The organism is Paenibacillus sp. FSL H7-0357, assembly GCF_000758525.1.
Classification (GTDB): Bacteria; Bacillota; Bacilli; order Paenibacillales; family Paenibacillaceae; genus Paenibacillus_AQ.
The window spans coordinates 5,831,437-5,853,595 of sequence record NZ_CP009241.1; the positions used below are offsets into that span (position 1 = coordinate 5,831,437).

Below are 22,159 nucleotides of genomic sequence, written 5' to 3' on the forward strand. Positions count from 1 at the left end.
CTTCAACCCGCTTTCACATTTTTTCCAAAAGAATACGCGAACCGCCCCCGCCCTGCTCTGCAGGCACGACTATCAGCTTGCGCGGCAATCGCGCCCGGAGTTCAGGAACGTGGCTGATGATCCCGACGGACAGCTGGTCATTATGCAATCTTTCGAGTGAAGTAATGACGGTGTCCAGCAAATCCGGATCAAGAGTACCAAAGCCTTCATCAAGGAAAAAGAATTGCAGCGGATACTGACCCCGCAGCTGAATCTGTGCCGATAAGGCCAACGCCAGTGAGAGGGAGGTCAGGAAGGTTTCTCCGCCAGACAGCGTCGAGACCGGACGTCTGACTCCTCCATTGCCATCATCGCGGATAACAAAGCCGCCTCCGGAGTCAACTTCCAGTGCGTAACGCTGCTTGCTCAGGAACCGCAGCCGCTGTGAAGCGGCCTGGCATACCTGCATCAGCTGTTCTTCGGCGATATATTCCACAAAGGCATTGCCGCGCAGCACAGCCTGCAGCTTGGACAGCCGGTCCTGCTGCGCCGCATGCTCCTTACGCTGACCTTCGAGCTCCATCCAGCGGATATGGCGGTGCTGCAGATCCTCAAGATCACGCTCTGCGCGCGCTCGGCTCTGCAGCGAGCGTTCATCGTCTTCCTTGCATGTCTGCAGGGCAGACTGGCTCTCCTGCCATTCCTCAGTGCTTAAGGAGGCTCCTGACAGCTTCTCCTCAATGCTCCGCAGCTGCAGCGTCACTTCCGCTTCTTCCTCCCGGTGAGCCCGAATACGGGCAGCGGCTCTGCTGCGTTCTTCCGGCATGAGCGCCGCCCCTTCAACCTCAGAGGCGGAAGCAAACGGAGAAGAGTTCAGGCTCTCTTCCCAGTGGGCCGCGGCCGCAGCGCTATGCTCACGCGCTGATTCCGCCGCCTGGCGGGCAATGGCCGCCTCCTTCACCTCATGCTGTGCCTTGTCCGCTGCCTGCCGGTGCCTTTGCTTATTATTGTCCAGCGCCGCCTGCAGCTCCTGAAGACGCCGCTCGCATTCCTCCAGCAAGGCGGCGGCAGAACGGCCTCCTGTCCACTGGAGCAGACGCTGCTCCTTCTCGCGTTCGAGCGCTTCTTTGCCTTCCAGTTGGGCATTCCACTGGGCCAGTTCTTTATCCAGCACGGCAATCTCTTCCTGCAGAACTTGTACAGCATTGCCCTTCTCCTCAAGAAACTTCACGCTGATGTCGAGCCGGCCTCTGATTTCCTCGGCCTGTTCGTCCTTTGCCAGCATTTCGCGATAGGCGTTCTCGGCCTCACCCGCGGCCAGTTCAGGGAACAGCCGCGCCCAGTCCTGGCGCAAGGTGCCCAACCGGGCGGCAAGATCGCCAGCCTTGGCGGCAAGACCTTCCACCCAGGCCGTCTCGGCAGTGGCCGCAGCCGCTTCCTGGTGGCATAGCTGCTGCTGTTCCTGCATCCCCCGCTGCCATTCCGCCGCTCCCCGGCGCAGCTCGCCGGAGCGGGCTTTCAAGGATACATGCTGCGCCTCCAGCCCGGATAAGAACATTTCATCCGGGCTGATCCCGGCGGAAGCTGAATGAATAGAGGCATCCGCGCTGTCCTGCGCCAGTCCTGCAGCCGCAGGTGTTTTCAGAGCGTCGCCTATAACCCCTTCACCATAAATCTGTTCCAACCATGCGCCATCCTGCTCCAGCAGGCTGCGGAACAGATGGCGGGTTTCCAGCGCGCGCCGTTCAAGCGCACGGATATGCTGGAGCTGGGTTTCCAGGCCTTCCCGCCCGCCGCTGTCCTGGGACAACGCAGGCGAGGGATGATGCCCGCTGCCGCAGACCGGACAAGGCTGCCCGTCTTGCAGCTCGCGGGCTAGGGTAAGCGAGAGCCTGTGCAGCTCCTGCTCCTTCAGCGCAGCCTCCAGCGTGCCGCCGTGCAGCTCCAGGCGCTCGGCGGCATTTCTTGCAGCGGCTTCCGCAGCCCGCAGCTCCTCCTGGTGCAGCGCAGCCGCAGCAATGTGCTCCCCGCGGGCTGCGGCCAGCGACTGCCGCCGGGCTTCGGCGGCGGCCAGCCGCGCCTCTGCCGCCGCGAGCACCGCCGCCCGCTCGCGGCGCTCCCGCTCCGCCGTCTCCCACTGGGACTCGGCGGAGCGCAGTTCCTGCAGTCTCTGCATCGCTTCCTGCAGAGACTGCCGTTCCTGGGAGCGGACCGCAAGCGGCTGCAGGCTTTGCTGCAGCTCCTGCTGGCGCTTTTGGCCCTTGGCCAAAAGCTCACGCTCCCGGGCCATGCTCTCCCGCCGGGCAGCCAGCCCGCGGGAGGCCTCGCCTTGGCGCGCCTGCACCGCCGCGCGCTCACGCCGCAGTTCACTGAGCTCGGCTTCGAGCTCCAGCGCACGGCGGTAGGTATCGGCCCCCTGCCGGAGGGCCGGCTCCTCGGCGGCCAGCGCAGCCTGCGCCGCAGCCTCGGCCGCAGCAAGCCCCGCCGCCTCATGCTCGGCGGCGGTTGCCAAGGTTTCCCGGCTCTCGGCAACAGCGAGCCGGCTCCGCCAGGCATCCTCGGCGCTTCGCCACGCCTTCAGCACAGGCAGCCGCTTCTCGGCTTCGTCAGCCTTGACGAGCTTCTGCTCCAGCAGGAGGACGTTCTCCTCCTGCGACAGCAACTCCTGCCGCCGCCGCTCACGGCGGATACGGTCCTCCTGCAGCTCGCGGATCTTCGCGAACCGCTCGGCAAGCTGCATAGCCGCCTCCAGCTTCTTGCGGCATTCCTCCGCATGGCGGACCGCTTCCTGCAGCCGCTCCGCTGCGGCCTCTACATCCGCCTTCCCTGCACTGCCAAGGCCCTGCTGCTCCGCTTCAAGCGCCCGCAGCGCCGCCTCGTTCTCCTTGACCCGGCGGCTGAGCTTGAGGGCCAGCTGGTCGCCATACTGCTCCAGGTGAAAGAGCCGCTGAAGCATTTGCCTGCGGTCCACACCCCGCAGCGACAGGAACTCGGCAAATTTGCCTTGCGGCAGAACCACCGCACGGGTGAAATCATCCATTTTCAGCCCGATATGCTCTTCTACACAGCGGGTAACATCCGCCAGCTTGTCAGCCATAACCTGGTCTCCGTCTTCCGTGACCTCGATGAACCGGCTGATTGTATTGCTGATGGACTGCTCCCCGGTCCGTTTGAATTTCCGCTCCACCCGGTAACGCCGGACACCGGCGGAGGAAGTGAGCTCGAAGGTGAAAGCCACACTGAGCTGATCCTCGGAATGGTTCATAATTCCCTGCGTTCCGTTCACTGCCCGTTCCACCTTGCCGTACATCGCTAATGTAATAGCGTCCAGCAGACTGGATTTCCCGCTGCCGGTCGGTCCGAAGATCCCGAACAGCCCGGTTTCCGTCAGACTCGCAAAATCAATCTCCTGCTGCTCCCGATAGCTTTGCAGCCCGGATACTTTTAATAGAATCGGCTTCACCTAGTTCTCCTCCCCTTCCTCCGGCTGGCGCCGTTCTTCTTCCGTCAGTTCAAGGAACAGCTCAATCAGGCTGTCCTCCGGCTCCGCACCGCCGGTCTGCCGCTGGTAGAACTTGCGGAACAGCTCCTGGACCGGCATCCGCGAACGGGAGATCTCCTCCAGCTCAAGCTCCATCTGGGGATAGATCGGGCGGATATGTATAATCCCTTCCCGTGATTTGCGGAGCCGCTGAATATCATTCATCGACATCGCTTCGCTCAGGCGCAGCTCCAGATCGATAAAGGCGGAAGCATCCCTGCCTTCATCAAGCCAGCCATACACCTCCTGCAGTCCGCCGGAAGATTTCCAGTTCACCAGCGGACGGCCGCAGCGGAGATAGATTTCCTCAAAGGAAGGCTCCCCGCCCGGTGCCACATCAATCATCGTCACCGATTTGGCCTGGCCCGCTTCGGAGAAGCTGTAGGCCAGCGGTGAGCCGCTGTAACGGATCATGCCCTCGCCTTTGACCCGCTGGGCGCGGTGCAGATGTCCGAGCGCCGTATACTGCGCACCGCAGGACAGAGCCGAAGGATCTACGGTATAAGCTCCGCCTACCTGAATGGGACGCTCCGAATCGCTTTCCACGCCTCCGAGCACATAGATATGGCTCATGGCCAGATTCACCGTCTGCGGTGTAAACTCCCGGCCGAGCAGCTTCATCAGCTTGCCTACCCGCGCACTGTAGGCCAGCCGGAGTTCATCCTCACCGCTGTCCCCGGCGAGCAGCTCCCCGAGGCGGGCTTCAGAGGGATAGGGAAGTGCAGCGATTTTGGCAATTTCACCGGTCCGGACAGCATGTACCGTTACCGGCTCCGAGGTAGGCAGCCCAACCAGGGTGATGCCCTGTCTGCGCACAAGCGGAGACACGGAAGCTACCCGCTCCGGCTGGTCATGATTGCCGGAGATGACAACAAGCGGCCTGCCGTTCGCCGTCAGTCTGGCTGCGGCATCATAGAACAGCTGCTCCGCCGCAGCCGGAGGGTTGACTGAATCATAAACATCCCCCGCCATTAGAATAAGGTCGGCCTTGGAGTCATCGGCAATCTCCACCAGCTCATCCATGAACTGCTCCTGCTCCTTCTGCCGGCTCCGTCCTTCCAGCGTACGGCCCAGATGCCAGTCTCCCGTATGCAATATGCGCATTTTCGCCCTCTTTTCCCCGCCCTCACGCGGCCATCATATAGGTGATATAAGATCAACTGCCGTCAATCTCACCTTTTGGGTTAGTTTTTTCATTCTATCTTCTATAGTAGATTTATAGTTTCACAGCATGTCCGCCGTCAAAAAAGTACAGCCAAATCTCGCTGACCGGTTCGCCTAAAATATCATTCAGCGCCTTGCTGTACAGCTCCAGCTGAAACCGGTACTTTTCCTTCAGCCCGTCCAGTCCGCCTTCATGCTCCAGCACGGCATCACTTTTATAATCCAGCAGAATCAGCCGTCCCTCCTCGCGGAACAGACAGTCAACCACCCCTTGAATCAGCACTGCTTCGTCAATCGTCCGGCGGCCGTTGTCCATCGAAAGATTAGTTCTATCAAAATAATCAAGTCCCCGGTAGGCTTCGCCTGCCGGAACCATATAACTGAACGGCTGCTCTCTGCGCTTCCATGATGCTCCCAGCAGTCTTTGCCCAAGCTCACCGGCGTAAAAAGCTTCCACTTCGGCAAGGTCAACCGCCTCCGCCTGCTCCCCGTTCAGAATAGCGACCCGGGTCAGGTGCGCCATCACAGCTTCCAGAACAGCACGGTCCACAGGCCTGTCCAGCGGGACATGCTGCATCACCGTATGGTACGCCGTTCCACGCTCTGCCTTTGACAAGCCCCGCTTCTCCATAAACTTTGGACGCCGCAAATGGAGACTCTCCGCCAGTGCAGTACTGCGGCCAGACCCGTTACCCCGGCTTGCAGAATACCCTTCTTCGAGCAGGTCATAGGAAGGCTGTTCCTCCATAGACAACATGGCCTTCAGCTCCGTCACCGATGTTTTGGCCGGAATGCCGGATGCTGCCGCGTATGGATACTCCCATTTCAGTCTTCCGGAGATTTCTGTTTCATCCGGTGTTCCTAGTGAACGCAGTGCACTGCCCGTGCGAAGCGCATCCTGGACAAGCCGCCGTTCTTCACTTTTTGCAGCATCATCCGCCGTGCCGGTAAAAGAACCTGACCCAAGTCCGGAAGCAGCCAGCACAGAGATGCTCCAATTGGAAGCATCACCATGCAGCACTGTTGAGACAGTGCCTTCCGCTCCCGCCAGCTTGCGCAGAATAGCTGCGCCGGGATGACGGATCAGAGCGGGACCTACCCAATCCAGATAACTGCGGCCCCGGGCCAGCAGATGGTCGGCCAGCAGCAGTTCCTCGCGCCCCTGCATACCCGTCCAGCCTGAAACGGCACGCGGCAAATCTCTTACAGTGCCGACGAGGATCATTTTGTCTCTTGGTCGGGTCAACCCGACGTAGAGCACGCGCATTTCCTCCGCCAGCAGTTCCAGCCGCGAGCGGCGGTTAATGGCCAGATACGGGAGAGTCGGATAGCTGACACGCGTCTCCCGCTCCACAAACCGCGGACCGAAGCCCAGCTCCTTGTGCATCAGGAACGGGGAATACAGATCCTGCCGGTTGAAGGGCTTAGCCATCCCGGCCAGAAAGACAACCGGGAATTCCAGGCCCTTGGATTTATGAATCGTCATGATTCTGACGCCACCGGCTTCCTCACCGCTTCCCCCGGCAACACCCAGATCGCCGCCGTTCTCCCTCAGCCGGGAGATAAACACCAGGAAGCGGAACAATCCGCGCGCGGAGGTATCCTTCTCGAACTGCACCGCCCGGTCGTACAGTGCTTTAAGATTGTTCTGGCGTTGAAATCCGCCGGGTAGTCCGCCCACCCATTCCAGATAGCCGCTCTCGCCGTAGATGCGCCAGATCAACGCACTGAGACTGCCCTGACGGGCTGCATTTCTCCACCCCTCCAATAACGCTGTGAAAGCTTGCAGCTTCTTCCGTAGTGCAGGCGGAATCTGTGATACCGCTGCTTCATCGGCTCCCCATCCGGCGCCGCCTAATTGCAGCGCACCGGTTACACCACCGGGTTCAAATTCTTCTGCGGAAGCTGCAGAAACATTATTAAGGGGGGATACAGCCGCAGCAACCTCAGCCGCAGCAGTAAGCTCCTGTTCAGCCATAGTGACTTCACCGGTACTGCCCGCAGCCGAGTCACCTGCAGCCGCCATCAGGGCATCATAGAAAGAACCCGGGCTGCATAGACGAACCATTGCCAGCTCTTCCTCACTTAAATTGACTACAGGTGAGCGCAGCACCCCCGCCAGCGGAATATCCTGACGGGGATTATCCACTACTTGCAGCAGCGACAGGGCAATTTCCACTTCCGTTGCCTGGAAATACCCCTTATTCTGATCGCCGTAGGCCGGAATGCCTTCCAGGCGGAGCTCCTCGATCATCAGCGGTGTCCATATCCGTGCAGAACGCAGCAAAATAACGATGTCGCCGTACACAACAGGACGCATGATACGCAAGGACTTGTCATAGATAAGCAGCGGCGCACCGCCGGTCATCCCGGTCATCTGCGAGATGCGCCGGGCAATGGCCCGCGCTTCCAGCTGCGCCGTCTCGCTCTCGATGGCTTCGCTCTCCTGGGGAGGAAGCTCCCCGTCTTCAGCGGCTTCCTCCATGCGGCCCGCCGGTGCAGTCCCCCGGTCAATCAGCAGCAGCTCCGGCGCGAAATAAGTATCCGGCCGGTTCTCCTCCGCTCCCGGGAAATTCGCCCCGTAGACCAGTTCGGCACGCTCATCGTAGCTGATCTCTGCAACGGTCCTGTTCATGATCTGGCGGAAAATCATATTGACGGCATTCACAACTTCCATCCGGCTGCGGAAATTACGCGCCAGATCGATCACCGAGCCCCGGGCAGCTGCTGCTCCGCCCTGCTCTTTCTCATCTCCGAGAATCCCCTCTCGGCCAGCCCCGTTATTTGACGCACCAAAGCTGAGATACTTGTCCAGAAAGAGCCCCGGCTCCGCCAGGCGGAAGCGGTAAATACTCTGCTTCATGTCGCCGACCATGAACCGGTTGCCCGGCGATTCGCGGGAGATAAGCCGCACGATCTCTTCCTGTACGCTGTTCGTATCCTGGTATTCATCCAGCAGTACCTCGTCGAACTGCTCGCGGTATTCCATTGCCGCATCCGATGGCAGCGAATGGCCCGGCGCAGAATCAGGATGGCGCAGAATCTGCAGACAGTAATGCTCCAGATCGCTGAAATCGACCAGACCGCGGCCTGCTTTCTCAATCAGGTAACGTTCACCGAACTCGATGACCGTCTCAGCGAGTTCCTGCATCAGCGGAGCCGCCTCATGCAGCTCCGCCAGAAAAACCTCGGCTGGACGCCCAAACAGCGATTTTTGAAGCTCCAGCAGGCTCTTCTTCACATTGTCCCGCAGCTCCTTGACCGTCTCCTGCAGTCCGGGATCGGTTGCATCCTTCTTGCAAGCCTTAAGCTTGCCAAAGGATATCTCTATGAATATATTATAGAGCTCTGCCCAGGGTTTATTTAGCAGATCATCCTGCAGCGCCCGGACCATTTCCAGATCCGCAGTCAGATTCTCCGCATAGGGAGCCGGACCGCCGGGCTGCAAGGCGATTTCATGCCCCTGAATAAGCTGGCTGGCCGCGCCGTCCAGCGTAAGCTTCGCCTCGGCAAGAATACTCTGCACCCAAGCCGTGCGGCTCAGAGCTTCCGTGTCCGGCAGCGAGAAATCAGCCGCAGTATCCCTCAGCCACTGTGCCGGCCAGGGATGGCTGCGGGCAAAATCATGCAGCCGCTGGACCAGCGCATGCACCGCATCATCGGTACGCTCGCCGCTGAACCAGTCTGCAAGCTTTACGAAAATGCCATCTTCTCCGTCTTCAGAGACCTCACCATATTTCTCTTCCAGCAGCTCCTCCAGCAGCTCTTGGCGCATCATCTCCGCCTCATGCTCATTCAGAATCCGAAATCCGGGGTCAATGGGGATCTGCTGATAATAACGCCGGATAACTTCCAGGCAGAAGGAGTGCAGGGTCGTGATCGACGCTCTTCCCAGCAAGGCAAGCTGGCGGCGCAAGTAGTCATTGCCCACTGCTCCGCCCTCTTCCGCACCCTCTTGCTCCTCCAGCTTCCGCTCCAGTGCCTCGCGGATCCGCTGCCGCATCTCGGAGGCTGCCGCCTTCGTGAAGGTGGCCACCAGCAGCCGGTCCACGCTGAAGCCGTTCTCCTCGTTGCTGATCTTGCGGATGATCCGCTCGACCAGTACGGCTGTTTTGCCAGAGCCTGCCGCTGCCGCAACCAGAATATCTTCGCCGCTCTCGGCAATAGCGCGCCATTGATCATCGCTCCACAGGCTGCCTTCCGGCTTGGCCTCTATTTCAGCTCTAATACTCACGGCTTCTCTCCTCCTTTATGGGACAGCAGATCCCAGATCACGTCTTTGCCCGGCTTGGCAAGATTGTTATAGCCATTGCCCTCCACAGCCTCGTCAAACTGGCATACCGGCCGGAAGGAACAGAACGTGCAGGCCGTTTCCTGCTGAATCCGGTATGGCTGGATCGCCACATCACCTTCCGTAATCCGCGTCCCGATATCGGAAATATTGCTGCGCACCGAGGACAGCAAATGCCCCCACTGCTCAGGCGTGGCTACAGAGGCGCTGCTGTAAAAGCTGCCGTCGCTCTTCAGCGCTACCGGCACAATTGAGGAATGCCCTTTATCGAGCGTAGTATCCATCAGTGAAACGACCTCACGGTCCGCAGTCAGCAGACCCTTCATTTTGAACCGTTTCAGAAGCTCCTGCTCCGCCTGCTCACGGTTCAACCCGTTTGGCGACGAGAGCAGCGGATCATGCACATGGAAATACAGGGTTCCTGCCGGAAGCGCAGCCTTGCCCAGCCACTGCTCCGAATAGGTGAGCAGCACATCGAGATAAGTCAGCATCTGCAGCGACAGCCCATAGTACACCTCATGCAGCTTAAGATCCTTCTGGCTTGATTTATAGTCAATAACCCGCAACAGAACTCCATGCTCCCCTTCGGCCATATCGACACGGTCAATCCGGCCCACCACCTCCATTACACAGCCGTTAGGCAATGTAATTCTCAGCGGCGGGAGATCTTTACCCGGGCCAAAGTCCAGCTCCAGCCCCACCGGCTCGAAGCTGCCCCGGCGGGCATGCTCGCCGAGGATCACGGAAGCGCGGCCGACAATATTCTTCAGTTTGCGGGAAATGTATCCGTAGCGTTTGCTGCTCATCAGAATTTCGCCCTGCAGGAGCGGCGACAGCCTGTCTACTGTCTCTCCGGCTTCCCGGCGGCATTCCTCAGCCGTCAAGCTCCCCCAGCCGCGGCCCTGCTCCTGCAGCCGCTTGGCCATATCGCTTAGCGCGGCATGGAAGAGCTGTCCAATGTCCGGCGCCTGCAGCTTATAGAGCTGGCGTTCTTTCAACCTTAAGCCGTATGAAGCAAAATGGGAGAAGGAGCAGGCAACGAACTTCTCCATACGCGACACGCTGCCGCGCAGTGTTCTGCCTCCGTATAAACGGAGGCTGGTCTCCCGCTTGAGCGGAATGCCGTCATTGCGGTAGAACAGCGAACCCAGCAGCTGCTGCAGCTTCGGACTCCAATGCTCATCCTCCGCGAACCAGTTATAGACATCCCACCACAGTCCGGGGATTTCCACTCCCTGCCGCCACTGGCGCAGCTGCATAATCAGCATGCGCAGACTTTGTCCGGGATGCCCCACAAAGCCCAGATGCAAAGCTTCACCTGCATCGGCTTCGTCAGGAGATACCGCTGCGGGGAACCCGGAAAGGGACCGTTCTTGCAAAGCATCCGGGAACATGCCATGCAGCTGGCGGATGATTTCCGAAGGCAGCAGCGCTTTGCCCTCATCATCGGCTGTGGCATAGCTGATCCACAGTCTGGTGCTGGCCGTTGTCAGCGCGCCATAGATCAGGAAGCGCTCATCGAGCAGCTTGCGCGAGGATCCCGGAGCCAGCTCCATTCCGCTGTTCTCCAGCAGCAGCCGTTCTCCCTCAGACAGGATGCCGTCCTCTTTGAACTGTGCAGGGACAACCCCTTCGTTGAATCCCAGCAGGAAAGCATATTTCACACCTGAAACCCTCGTCCGGTCCATGCTTCCGACCAGCACCTGATCCAGGGCAGGCGGAACCAAACCCATCTTAAGCTCGCTGAGTCCGGTCTCCAGCACCCCGGCAAACAGCTCGAATTCCATTCTCTCCGATCCCATCATTTCTGCGATCTGATCCAGCAAATCGAGCACTGCATCCCATAGCTGGCTGTGTTCCCGCGCACGTTCCGGCTGTCCCAGCTCAAGCGCCTCTCTGCTCAGCTTCTCCAGCTTCCGGGCGGTATCCGACTCCCGGAGCAGCAGGTACACCGCTGTACATAGCTCCAGACCGCTGCGGCTCTTCTTGATTCTTTTCTCAAAAGCATACAGCGGACCGGTAATGCACTCCCGGCACCGCTCCATTTTCAGAAGCAGCTCCTCATCCACAATCCGGCTGCCTTCCAGCGAAAGACTGGGGATTCCCTTCCAGGAACGTCCGTCGGTCCAGCGGTATCCATGGATGCCGCAGGCCAGCACATAATTCTCCAGCGCGTCCATATCCTCGCGGGTAATACTGCCGTCAAGCGGAAGCAGAAGCTCGGTCTTCACACAGCGGAACACATCCTCATACCGCCAGCGGCGGCGCACTACATCAAGTGCAGACCGTACAAATTCCACCAGCGGATGATGCAGCTCATTAACTTTCTGATCCAGGAAGAACGGGACGCTATAGTCTTGAAACAACGGGGTAATCAGCTGCTCATAATCTGAAATGTTGCGCATGAATACAGCCATCTCGCCGTACTCCGCCCCTTCATCCCGGGCCAGCCTGATCATTTCACGCAGCGTGCCCTCGACCTCTGTTCTATGCGAGACTGCAGCGCTGATCGTGATGGCTTCCGCAGCCTGCCCGATATCGCCGCTCCAGCGGCTGCGGCGGTGAAATCCGCGCTCCAGGTGGGCCAAGGCCGGACTTCCGGCGAAACGCGGAAGCACAGGCGGCGCCAGCAGCTCGTCCCAGACCTCAAGGCCCAGCTCTTCGGCCATCCCGCGCAGCTTGATATACGTAACTGCGGAGGGGTGAAACAACTCCAGTTCATGCGGCTGCAGCCCCGTTGGATAAATCCGGTCAAGCGTAAGGGCCACTGTCACCCTTGATGCATGCTGCATCAGCTCGCGCAGCACCATAAATTCCTGCGGGGTAAAACCATGGAACCCGTCTACCCAGATCTCGGCTTCTCTTATGTAAGAGGAATCCGCAATATGCTCTGCCAGTTCAGCCAGCCGGTCTTCCTGATCTATATACAGCTGTGACATTTCCTGCTCCAACTCGCTGAATACGATATGCAGATCATCCAGCTTGCCGGCCAGAATCGGACTGCTTCCTATGGCCTCGCGCATTCTTGCCAGCTGTCCTTCCAGATCGGAAGCACCCAGGCAGCAACGTTTCAGCTCGGTATGCAGTGCGCTGAGCCGTTCCACAAAGCCCGGTCTGTCGCTTGAAGCGCCGAACAGCTTCAGTTCTTCCTTGCGGCGGTTGATGATCTTGTATATCAGCATTTTTTTGCCTTCTTCGCTGATGGGCAGACTGGCGCTGCCCCCGGTCTCCTGCTTCACCCGGAATGCAAGCCGCGAGAAGCTCAAGGTCTGGGCCCGGATGCTGCCCTTCACGCTGCCTGCTGCCAGCAGGCCTCTCTCCGCCCCGAACGAGCCCTGCTCCGGAACAAGTACAATGATCGGTGCGCCCAGCGGCTCAGACTCCAGCTTTGAGGATACCGTTTCCCATATTCTTGTTGTCTTGCCGCTGCCCGAGCGGCCTATCAAAAAGTTTACCGTCATTGCAGTAGACTCCTTCCGTGGCCAAATCTATGAATACAACCGGTATCAAATTTCTAAACCCAGTTGATGAATCCGTCCCAACATTATAGCATATCTCTTCCAAACGGAACATACGTTTGCCATTGTTTTCAAGTTTCAGCGGATGGATATCCGCATGTACAGCACAAAGAGACTGCCGCGTTTTTAAGCTGCGGCAGTCTCTTGATCATTCACGGTAATATTCACAAATAAGCATGGTCCAGCTTCACTTCCTGCTGCCCTCCCCTTTCTTCATCTGCAGCAGTTCCAGCCACCGGGCCGCCTCTTCTTCAGAAGAGAACGCCAGAATGATTATCAATGAAAAACGAAAAAAAGAGCCTCTTTACAGAGACTCCCGTAGAGCCGGCTTAGGGCCAGGTTTGTTTATTTCTTGCTGCGCACTTCGAAAATGGCAAATTTCAGATAATGCCCTTCGTCGACACCGAGAATTTGCGGATGGTCTTTCCCCGCGGCCCGCCATTCAATCAGTCTGAGGACCTTACCGGCATCCTTCGCCGCTTCGGCAATGGTATCCAGGAACAGTTGCGGCTGCATGTGGTAGGAACAGCTTGCCGTCACCAAATAACCGCCCTCATTGACCAGCTTCATGCCGTGCAGGTTAATATCCTTGTAACCACGGCAGGCACCGGCAACAGCGCTTTTGGTTTTGGCAAACGCCGGCGGATCCAGAATGACGACATCCCATGTGCGTCCGCCGCCAGCAGTCATCGGCTTCGCCGTATCGGCCTTAGCCGCCGGCTTTGCTCCTGTCTTAGCCTCTCCTGCACCGTTTGCCCGCTCCGTCCGCTCTTCCAGCCCTTTAACCTGATTGCGCAGAAAAGCAAAAGCATCATCCACCACAAATTCCACACGGTCTGTGAATCCGTTCAGTTCCACATTGGCCTTGGCGCTTTCGATCGCGTGGGCGGATACGTCGAGGCAGGTAACCTTTTTGGCTCCGTATTTGCAGGCATGCAGTGTGAAGCTGCCCGTATGCGCGAAGCATTCCAGCACTGTCGCACCGTCCCAATACGGGAAGGTGACCGGCTTGCCGCTTTTGTTCACCGGCAGGGTCTGAACCAGACCTTCATCCGTCTCGATCTCCTGCAGCGTAATTCCGCTGCGGCCGCCCCAGCCTTTGATCAGCGGAGCGATGGAAGCTCTATTCTCGCGCTGGTCGAAAAAGTAGCCCGTCTTCTGGCCTTCCTCAATATCCACGATTACCTTAAGACCGTTCTCGCTTACAGTAATGTGGCGCGGACATTCCCCGTAGAGCACTCCGGTTCTTTGCTCCAAACCCTCCAGCTCCCGGACACTAACATCACTGCGCTCATAAATCCCGCGTGGATTCATCACTTGCACCAGTGCCTCCACAATCTCGGCGCGGCGCACATCCATGCCCAGCGTCAAGAGCTGAACGACAAGAATCTCGCCGAAACGGTCAACAATCAGGCCGGGCAGAAAATCAGCTTCGCCGTACACAAGCCGGTACGCGTCTGCTCCCGGCAGAAAACGTTCCCGATGCTGCAGGCAGCTTGAGAACCGCTCCGCGAAAAAGGCCGTATCCATGACCGCCAGCGGACTCTGGCAGAGAATTCTCACCCGGATTTGCGAAGCCGGATTATAATAACCTGCACCCAAAAAACGCCCCTGGTGATTAAGCACATCCACCAATCCGCCTGCCTGCGGATCTCCATCCACCGAGGCTACCTCGCTGGCGTAGACCCACGGATGACCCTGCTCCAGTCTTTTCTTGCGGTTTCGTTCCAGAATAACCGATGCCAATGACTTCAACTCCCTGTTCGTGTTAATGATTTCATACATGTCCACTGCAATGCTTTCATATATTGGTGTACAACCCCCGTTCAAAGGAGCCTGTCCTTATGATCCGTGACCTGCTGTTCCCTATTATATATGGTCTAGTTATCTTTCTTGCCGGCATGAAGCTTATGGAAGCCGCGCTGTCGCGGCTTGCTGGACCCCTGCTATCCCGAGGCCTGCATAAGGCCACATCTACGCCAGTAAAAGGCCTCATTTCCAGCAGTCTGCTGTCGGCACTGCTGCAGAGCAGTACTGCCGTCACGGTGCTGACCATCGGCATGGTCAATGCCGGCCTGATTACCTATGCCCGGACCCTGGGCATCATTCTCGGCAGCAACATTGGCACCTGCTTAACCACCGAGCTGATTGGACTGCAGATCAGCACGATGGCCACGCCGCTGCTGGCTGCCTCGCTCTGCGTCTGGGCCGCGGCAGTCATGATCGGCGAGCTGCCGCCTTACTCCTGGCGGGCAGCGGGAGCCTGCCGTAAATTCTCCGGGCCGCTCCAGTTCATCAGCCTGGCGGTGGCCGGCTTCGCGCTTGTCCTGTGGGGCATCGCCGTCATGCAGTCGATCAGCCCCGCGCTGCAAGCCAGCGGACTGTTCCGCTGGTTCCTTGGCCATGCTGCCACCAGCGCTCTCTGGGGGCTTGCCGCCGGAGCTTGTCTGACCGCAATGCTGCACAGCAGCGCGGCGGTCATCGGGATGGCGATGGGCCTGGCTTCCACCGGCGTGATGCCGCCGGAGCTGGGCATCGCCATCGTGCTTGGCGCAAATGTCGGCACCTGCGTCACCGCCGTAATTGCCGCAATCGGCGGCTCGCCTTCCGGGGTGTTCGTCGCCTGGTCGCATGTAGCGCTCAACGTCGGCGGCGCACTGCTGTTCCTGCCCTTTATAGGGCCGCTGCAGAGCCTCGCCGCCTGGATCGGCGGCGGTCCCGCCGCACAGCTCGCCCATGCCCAGACGATCTTCAATGTGGTCTGCTCGCTTGGGGCATTGCCGCTATGCTACCTGCCGCTATGGTCCAGGCTGGAAAGCCGGCTCCAGCCGTGAGAACATACGCATGGCCGATCGGGCTATCCCCGGACGCATGCGCTATCGCTGTACTATTATACTTCAATTGAGCCTTTTCATCTAATGCAAAGACGAAATGTCGAGCGCACCAGAAAAAAAAGAACTGCAAAGTGCCCCAAGGCGGCATTGCAGTTCTTTGGTCTTTCTTTGATTTTGCATACAGCAGTTTGTTGCTGCTACTTGACTTTAACCGAAATTGTCACGGTCTTGTTATTGTATTTGCCTTTGAAAGAAGTGCTTCCCTTGGCCAGCGCTGTGATGCTGCCTGAGGAGAGCTTGGCTACAGACGGCTTCGAGTTGGTCCAGGTTATCAGACCAGTCACGTCTGCCGTTTTACCAGTATCATACAAGGCGGTTACCACAACGGTCTGTTTGCCTCCCGGAGCCATATTCAGGCGTGATTCATTCACTGTCAGCTTGGTCAGCTTGGGAATCACGTTGACCTTGAGGCTGACGTTAATACCCTGATAAGATCCCGTTAACGTAGTTGTGCCTTCAGCCACGGCCTTCACGGAAGCGCCCTTGACAGTCGCTGCTGCCGGATTGGAGGATTCCCAATTAATCGTATTCGAGAAGTTGGCTGATTTTCCGTTGGAGTAATAAGCTGTTACTTTTACCGATTTGGAGGCTTTAATGTTCATCTCCAGCGATGCCGGCTCAACTTCAAGCTTGGTAATCTTTTGCTCAATGGTCACCGGAATGGTGATTGTCTTGTTGGCATAGGTCCCTTTTAGGCTTGCACTGCCCTTTACCAATCCTCTGACCGTTTTTCCGCTTGTGCCTGATTTGATCACGGCATTCGTGCCCGTAATCTCCCAAGTAATCTTGTCGGAGGTCTCACGCTCATCGCCGTTTTCCATAACTACTTTAACTGAAGGCATAGCCTTCTCTTCGCCAGTAACAACCACCAGGTTGTCCTCAGGCCCGATCAGCACCAGCACTTTATCCAGAACAGTAAGCTTATATTCAACGCTCTTGTTGCGGATGTCCGCTTTTGAGGCACTGACGTTGCCTTCTTTAATTTTACCGATCAGTGTAACTGTACCGGCTGCTTTACCTTCAATCTTGCCATCCTTGATGGTAGCAACTTCTGCATTGTCAGAAGTCCACTCTATCTCCTGGCTCAGTTCAAGTTTGGTACCGTCGAGCTTGGTGCCATTTACCTTAGGCAAGCTTAAAGTGTCGCCTTTGAACATTTCCTTTTCGGACTTTTCATTCTCTGCTTTCTCAACCTCTATGGCCGTGATGGTCGGAAGCACTTTCAGCTTAATCTCTCTGCTGACACCTTTATACTCCGCTTTGATAGTAGAGTCGCCCACACCCTTAGCCGTAATGTCCGCAGCGTCTGCTTCGGATTTGGCTGTGGCTACCAGTTGATCACTGGATGTCCAGGTGGCGTTCTGGGATACATTCAGCGTAGAGTTGGCAGCATCTCTGACCTCAGCCTTCACATCCAGCACTTCACCCATGAACAGCTTCTGTTCCTTGGAAGGCGTCAATAGAATCGCTTCATACGACGAGCGGACGTATACGTCTACGGAAGCTTTCACACCCAGATAAGCAATCGTGATTACAGTCTTACCCGTAGCCAGAACCTTGAGTTCTCCGTTCTTGACGGTAGCTACAGCAGTATTTGAAGAACTCCAGTCGCCTTTAGCCGTCACGTCCTCAGACTCCGCTTGGGTAGCGGCTTTGGTAGTTGCCGTCAGCTTAATCGCGCTATCCCCCATAAGGGTCTCGACATCCTTCACAACCTTATCATTCTGTTTGATGTCGATGTCGGTAAAAGCCATTTCAACTTCTGTCTTATATGTAGCCGTCAGGCCTTTGTATTTCGCAGTGATCGTTACCTTACCTTCTTTAAGAAGGTTGACTTTACCGTCCGATATCGTCAATACATTGGTGTCAGAGCTGGACCATTCAACATCTTTCGTAACATCAGTCGCTTCGGTGATGGACTTTCCTCCGAGTACCTTAGCTTTGATAGTCCGCTTCTCTTCACTGTCTCCCAGCTTATAGTTGCCTTCTTTATGCTCAATCTTCAAATCCTTGAATGGATGAGTCACAGAAACTTCAATCGTAGTAAGCATGCTATTATAAGTAGCTGTAATAATAGCCGTGCCACTGTCAAACGGCGTCAAAAGGCCGTTTACAACCTTTACAGCAGTGGTATTGGAAGAATTCCAGGTCACCGCACCCGTTACATCTCTCTTGGAAGAAGAACCTTCTACATTGGCGAACACCTTCAATTGCTTCGGTGTCTGGCCGACTACGAGATCCAATTTGGCCGAACTCTCAAACTCAATCGAGTTGATATCTCCCTTATCTGCAAAGACACTTACCGGAAATACTACGGTAGCCAGCAGCGCTATGATGAGAAGCAACTTCGTCATTTTCCTGTTCACAGTCATCATTTCTCTCCTTCATTGTGATGTTATTCTGGGAGGGTACATTCCCACACTCTTCCACTACTATCGACATTTAGCACTGAAGACTTTAACTTTTCTTGAAATCAGGGGTCTTAAAAGCCCAATTAGGGACTTTATAACCAGTGTTTCCCATATGTTCCAGTACCAGCGCCTCATGTTGAAATTCAGAATGATTCGCATACGCGCGGCAGGCTCTTATGATCCAGTCTGCTGCAAACATGTCCCCCAACAAACAACAAGGACTTCATCCCTTGCAGGGGACGAAATCCTTGGTTCCAAGCTGTATTTATTGGCGGACCGCCTGTTTCAGGCCAGCTTGTGACATGCCAACCAGTTCGCCTCTGCACTCGTTGACGCCAGCTTCCGTAATCTTCACCTCGCACAGCTGTCCCTGCAGCGAATCATCGCCGCTGAAGAAAACCTGCAGGTAATTGTCGCTGAAGCCGTGCTGTGTGCTGCGGCCCGGGGCCCCTTTGGCCGACCGTTCAGGAATAACGGACAATGTCTTGCCGACGAACCTGCGCGCATAGGCAAGCTGCATCTCCTCGGATAGGTCGATCAGTTCCTGTACGCGGACGTTCTTAATTTCCTCGTCAACCTGGTTCAGCATTCGTGCCGCCGGGGTGCCTGTGCGCTTCGAATAAGGGAAGACATGCATCTCGGAGTAATTCACGGCCTTCATGAAATCATAGCCGGCGCGGAACATCTGCTCGGTCTCGCCGGGGAATCCGACAATAACGTCGGTGGTGATTCCGACATCCGGCATCGCCTGGCGGATCAGCTCCATCTTGGCATAATACTCTTCGGTGGTGTATTTGCGGCGCATCGCTTTGAGCACCTCGTTATGTCCGGCCTGCAGCGGAATATGCAGATGGCGGCACATCTTGGAGCTGCGGTTCAGCACCTCAAGCAATTTATCGTCAATTTGGCTGGCTTCAATCGAACTGATGCGTACCCGCTCCAGCCCGTCCACCTTGTCCAGCTCCCACAGCAAATCGGCGAGACGGTAATTCTCCAGATCGTCGCCATAACCTCCGGTATGAATTCCGGTCAGAACAAACTCCTTATAACCGGCCTCCACCAGCTGATGCGCCTGGGCGACAATTGATTTCGGATCACGGCTGCGCGACAGTCCGCGTGACCATGGAATGATGCAGAAGGTGCAGAAGTTGTTGCAGCCATCCTGGATTTTCATAAACGCCCGCGTCCGGTCAGCAAAACCCGGCACATCCAACTCTTCGAATTCACGCGTCTTCATAATGTTGCGGACGGCATTCACCGGCTGGCGGGACCCCTGGATATTTTTGACGTGAGTCATAATCTGTTCACGGTCCTGGTTGCCGATCACGAGATCGACCCCGGGAATATCAAGGATCTCGCCGGGTGAGGTCTGCGCATAGCAGCCTGTTACGGCGACGATAGCCTCCGGGTTGCGGCGCACGGCGCGGCGGATCATTTGGCGGCTTTTCTTGTCGCCGGTATTGGTTACCGTACAGGTGTTGATTAGATATACGTCGGCGGGCCCTTCGAAATCAACCTGCTCGTAACCTTCATTTTTGAATAGCTGCCAGATGGCTTCAGTGTCATAGAAATTCACTTTACAACCTAAAGTATAAAATGCTACGGATGGCATTGTTCAAGCTCCCCCCATTTCTCCGGATTCATACAGGATGCAGGCAGCAGCGACCATACCGGCCGTCTCGCAGCGCAGAATACGCCGCCCGAGGCCTACCGGTACCGCTCCGGCCTCTTCGGCCGCGAGGCATTCCTCCGGGCTGAAGCCGCCTTCGGGACCGACAACGATCATTACCCGGCCCGGTGATTCCGGCGGCAGCGAAGACAACCAAGGTGCGGCGGCACTCCGCAGCTGCATCCCTTCTTCCTTCTCATAACAAAAGTAAACGGCATCATAGTCGCGGAAGCTTTGCAGCAGCAGCTTCCAGCTCAAAGGCGCATGCACGGCCGGCACTATATTACGGTGCGCCTGCTCCGCTGCCTCCTTGCAAATCTTGCGCCAGCGTTCCAGTCTCTTATTCTCCTTGCGCTCGTCATACTGCACTATTGTGCGCTCTGAGAGGAACGGGACAAAGGCCACCGCACCGATTTCGGTGCACTTCTGAATGACGGTTTCCAGCTTGTCTCCCTTCGGCAGACTCTGGGCCACCGTAATCTTGATCCGCGGCTCATGCGTCATCTCCAGAGATTCCAGTATGTTCACTATAATCTCGCCGATCTCAATCGAAGAAATCTCCGCCAGCGCCTCGCGGGAAATGCCGTCGCTGACAATTAGCTTGTCTCCGGCTTTGCCGCGCATCACTTTAGCAATATGGCGGGCATCTTCGCCGTCAATGGTTACCTGTTCCGGGCCGAACTGCTCCGGTGCTACGAAATAACGCTGCATCTTCATCCTCATCCTGTCCATTATTCAGCGTAAAAGCGGCGGCGGTCCTGCTGTTCAGGTTTCCAGCCGCCGCTCTACGCACTTGTAAACCGTCTAAAAATTCACATTACATCATACAACGTTTGTCTGCCTGTGAACAGCCCCTGTTCAGGCTTTACCCTCCGAACAGATTGAAGAACAACCGGAAAAAGTCGTTCCCGATTTGCAGTGCCCAGCTGTTCAGCGGTTCGATCGTATAGGCACGCAGGCCGGGGATAAAGATGATAAGCAAAAAGATAAAGACCGTCCACTGCTCATACTGCTGTAATTTTGCACGGATCGGACGCGGTGCCACATCCTCTACGATCCGGTAGCCGTCCAGCGGAGGTAGCGGAATTAAGTTAAACAGGAATAGGAAGAAATTAAATTGAATGAACATGCCAAAGAACCAGTACACTGCCCGCAGCAGCTGTTCATTCGTAATGGACTCAATGGCGCCGCTGGCATGCAGGGCGGCATATACTAGAGTACCGAGAATACCGAGCAGCAGATTGCTGATCGGACCGGCCGCAGACACGATAACCCCCATCAGCCGGGGGCGTCTGAAGTTGTCGCGGTTCACCGGAACCGGACGTGCCCAGCCGAAGCCGGCAATGAGCAGCAGGATGATACCGAATAGATCGAAATGCACTGCGGGATTGAGCGTCATGCGGCCCAGCAGCCTTGCAGTTGGGTCACCAAATTTATTGGCAAAATAGGCATGTGCGAATTCATGCACAGTAAATGCGATCACCAGGGTAATCAGGAAAAACGGAAGCTGCTGCAGGGGTACTACTAAAATTCTATCCAAAAAATCCATTTCTACCTCTTTCCGGCTGTAAAGGCCACCCAATCTTCTTCACGGGATACTTCCTTAATCTCAAACCCGGACGACTCCAGCGCCTGCGCCACGAGCCCTTCCTTATCTTTATAAATGCCGGAGGTGATATAGATGCCACCCGGCTGCAGGGCACGGTAGACATCATCGGTGAACAACACGATAATCTCTGCCAAGATATTGGCGACCACAACCTTCACCGGCAGTGTGACACCAAGACTGTCTTCAGCTTTTGGCTTTGCCGGAACAGCCTGCTGCGCGTCCGTATGACTGGCTCTTGCCGATGGCCACATATCTCCCGCCGCCGTATCTGCCGCGCCTTCACCGCCTAGCAGTGACAGCAGGTCGCTTTCTTTTACCGTAATGGAATCCTGCAGCCGGTTCAGCGCCACATTCTCACGGGCACTTTCCACAGCCACCGGATCCAGATCCAGCGCCAGCACAGACTTGGCACCCAGCAGCACCGCGCCTACAGCAAGAATGCCGGAGCCCGTTCCAACGTCAATCACTTCCTCATCACCGCTGATATGTTTCTCCAGTGCCCGCAGGCACAGTGCTGTCGTTGGATGGGTTCCGGTTCCAAATGCCATGCCGGGATCAAGCTCAATAATTTTTTCTTCCGGGCCGGCAGGGGTATATTCCTCCCAGGTGGGCTTAATCGTCAGCCGGTCCGATACGCGAAGCGGCTTGAAATACTGCTTCCAGGCATGCGCCCAATCATTTTCATCCACAGTTTTCCACGAAATCAGTGCTTTGCCGGGATCAATCCCGAACTCTCTCAGCTCTTCGATCCGTGGAGCCAGCTCTGCGATAATGGCATCCATCGGGACGGTTTCGGCATAATATCCTTTAATCACCGCTTCCCCTTCAGGGATATCATTCAGCGGCTCGTCGTATAATTCACCATAACGTGTATCCCGTACCTTATTCAGGGTTCCGGATTCCTCGATGGAAACACCGCCTGCCCCGGCCTCATACAGCAGATTGGAAATCATCTCCTGCGCCTCTTCTGTTGTATGTACTGTCAGTTCATGCCATAACATCTTTGTGGATCCTCCTAAAAGTTTTGTGAGCGCAGCTTACGTGGTTATTCTTCGAGCAAAACTGGCTTCGGAAGCATACACA

At 56.7% G+C, this 22,159-nt stretch carries 11 protein-coding genes; 1 reads left to right on the top strand and 10 read right to left on the bottom strand.

The genetic code is table 11. The features are described 5' to 3' along the window. Positions 1-13 precede the first annotated feature (13 nt). The 5 genes from H70357_RS25880 to H70357_RS25900 form a co-directional block, all read right to left on the bottom strand. Entirely contained in the window at positions 14-3,442 is a 3,429-nt protein-coding gene (locus tag H70357_RS25880; RefSeq protein WP_038595440.1) for an AAA family ATPase, read from the bottom strand. Further along, a complete protein-coding gene (locus H70357_RS25885; RefSeq protein ID WP_038595441.1) occupies positions 3,443-4,624 on the bottom strand; it encodes an exonuclease SbcCD subunit D in 1,182 nt (393 codons plus the stop codon). A gap of 112 nt (positions 4,625-4,736) precedes the next feature. Further along, positions 4,737-8,918, bottom strand: a complete 4,182-nt coding sequence (locus tag H70357_RS25890) for a UvrD-helicase domain-containing protein (protein WP_038595444.1) — start codon at positions 8,916-8,918, stop codon at positions 4,737-4,739. After that, positions 8,915-12,436 (bottom strand): helicase-exonuclease AddAB subunit AddB, encoded by a 3,522-nt coding sequence (gene addB / locus H70357_RS25895; protein WP_038595446.1) that lies wholly within the window; start codon positions 12,434-12,436, stop codon positions 8,915-8,917. The genes H70357_RS25890 and addB overlap by 4 nt, the downstream gene beginning before the upstream one ends. 402 nt (positions 12,437-12,838) lie before the next feature. Then, positions 12,839-14,239, bottom strand: a complete 1,401-nt coding sequence (locus H70357_RS25900; protein ID WP_038595447.1) for a class I SAM-dependent rRNA methyltransferase — start codon at positions 14,237-14,239, stop codon at positions 12,839-12,841. Between the two features lie 98 nt (positions 14,240-14,337). Between H70357_RS25900 and H70357_RS25905 the strand changes: the two genes are divergently transcribed. Then, a complete protein-coding gene (locus H70357_RS25905; protein ID WP_038595449.1) occupies positions 14,338-15,327 on the top strand; it encodes a Na/Pi cotransporter family protein in 990 nt (329 codons plus the stop codon). 197 nt (positions 15,328-15,524) lie between these two features. Here H70357_RS25905 and H70357_RS25910 read toward each other — a convergent pair whose 3' ends face one another. The 5 genes from H70357_RS25910 to prmA form a co-directional block, all read right to left on the bottom strand. Beyond that, a complete protein-coding gene (locus H70357_RS25910; RefSeq protein WP_038595451.1) occupies positions 15,525-17,759 on the bottom strand; it encodes an Ig-like domain-containing protein in 2,235 nt (744 codons plus the stop codon). Between the two features lie 304 nt (positions 17,760-18,063). Further along, the gene (gene mtaB / locus H70357_RS25915; protein WP_038595453.1) at positions 18,064-19,410 is read right to left on the bottom strand and encodes a tRNA (N(6)-L-threonylcarbamoyladenosine(37)-C(2))-methylthiotransferase MtaB; all 1,347 of its coding nucleotides are present in this window, start codon (positions 19,408-19,410) and stop codon (positions 18,064-18,066) included. Between the two features lie 3 nt (positions 19,411-19,413). After that, on the bottom strand, positions 19,414-20,178 hold the full coding sequence (locus H70357_RS25920) for an RsmE family RNA methyltransferase (protein ID WP_038595455.1): 765 nt from the start codon (positions 20,176-20,178) through the stop codon (positions 19,414-19,416). 154 nt (positions 20,179-20,332) lie between these two features. Next, on the bottom strand, positions 20,333-21,016 hold the full coding sequence (locus H70357_RS25925) for a site-2 protease family protein (protein ID WP_038595457.1): 684 nt from the start codon (positions 21,014-21,016) through the stop codon (positions 20,333-20,335). Between the two features lie 2 nt (positions 21,017-21,018). Beyond that, entirely contained in the window at positions 21,019-22,077 is a 1,059-nt protein-coding gene (gene prmA, locus H70357_RS25930; RefSeq protein ID WP_038595459.1) for a 50S ribosomal protein L11 methyltransferase, read from the bottom strand. Positions 22,078-22,159 lie beyond the last annotated feature (82 nt).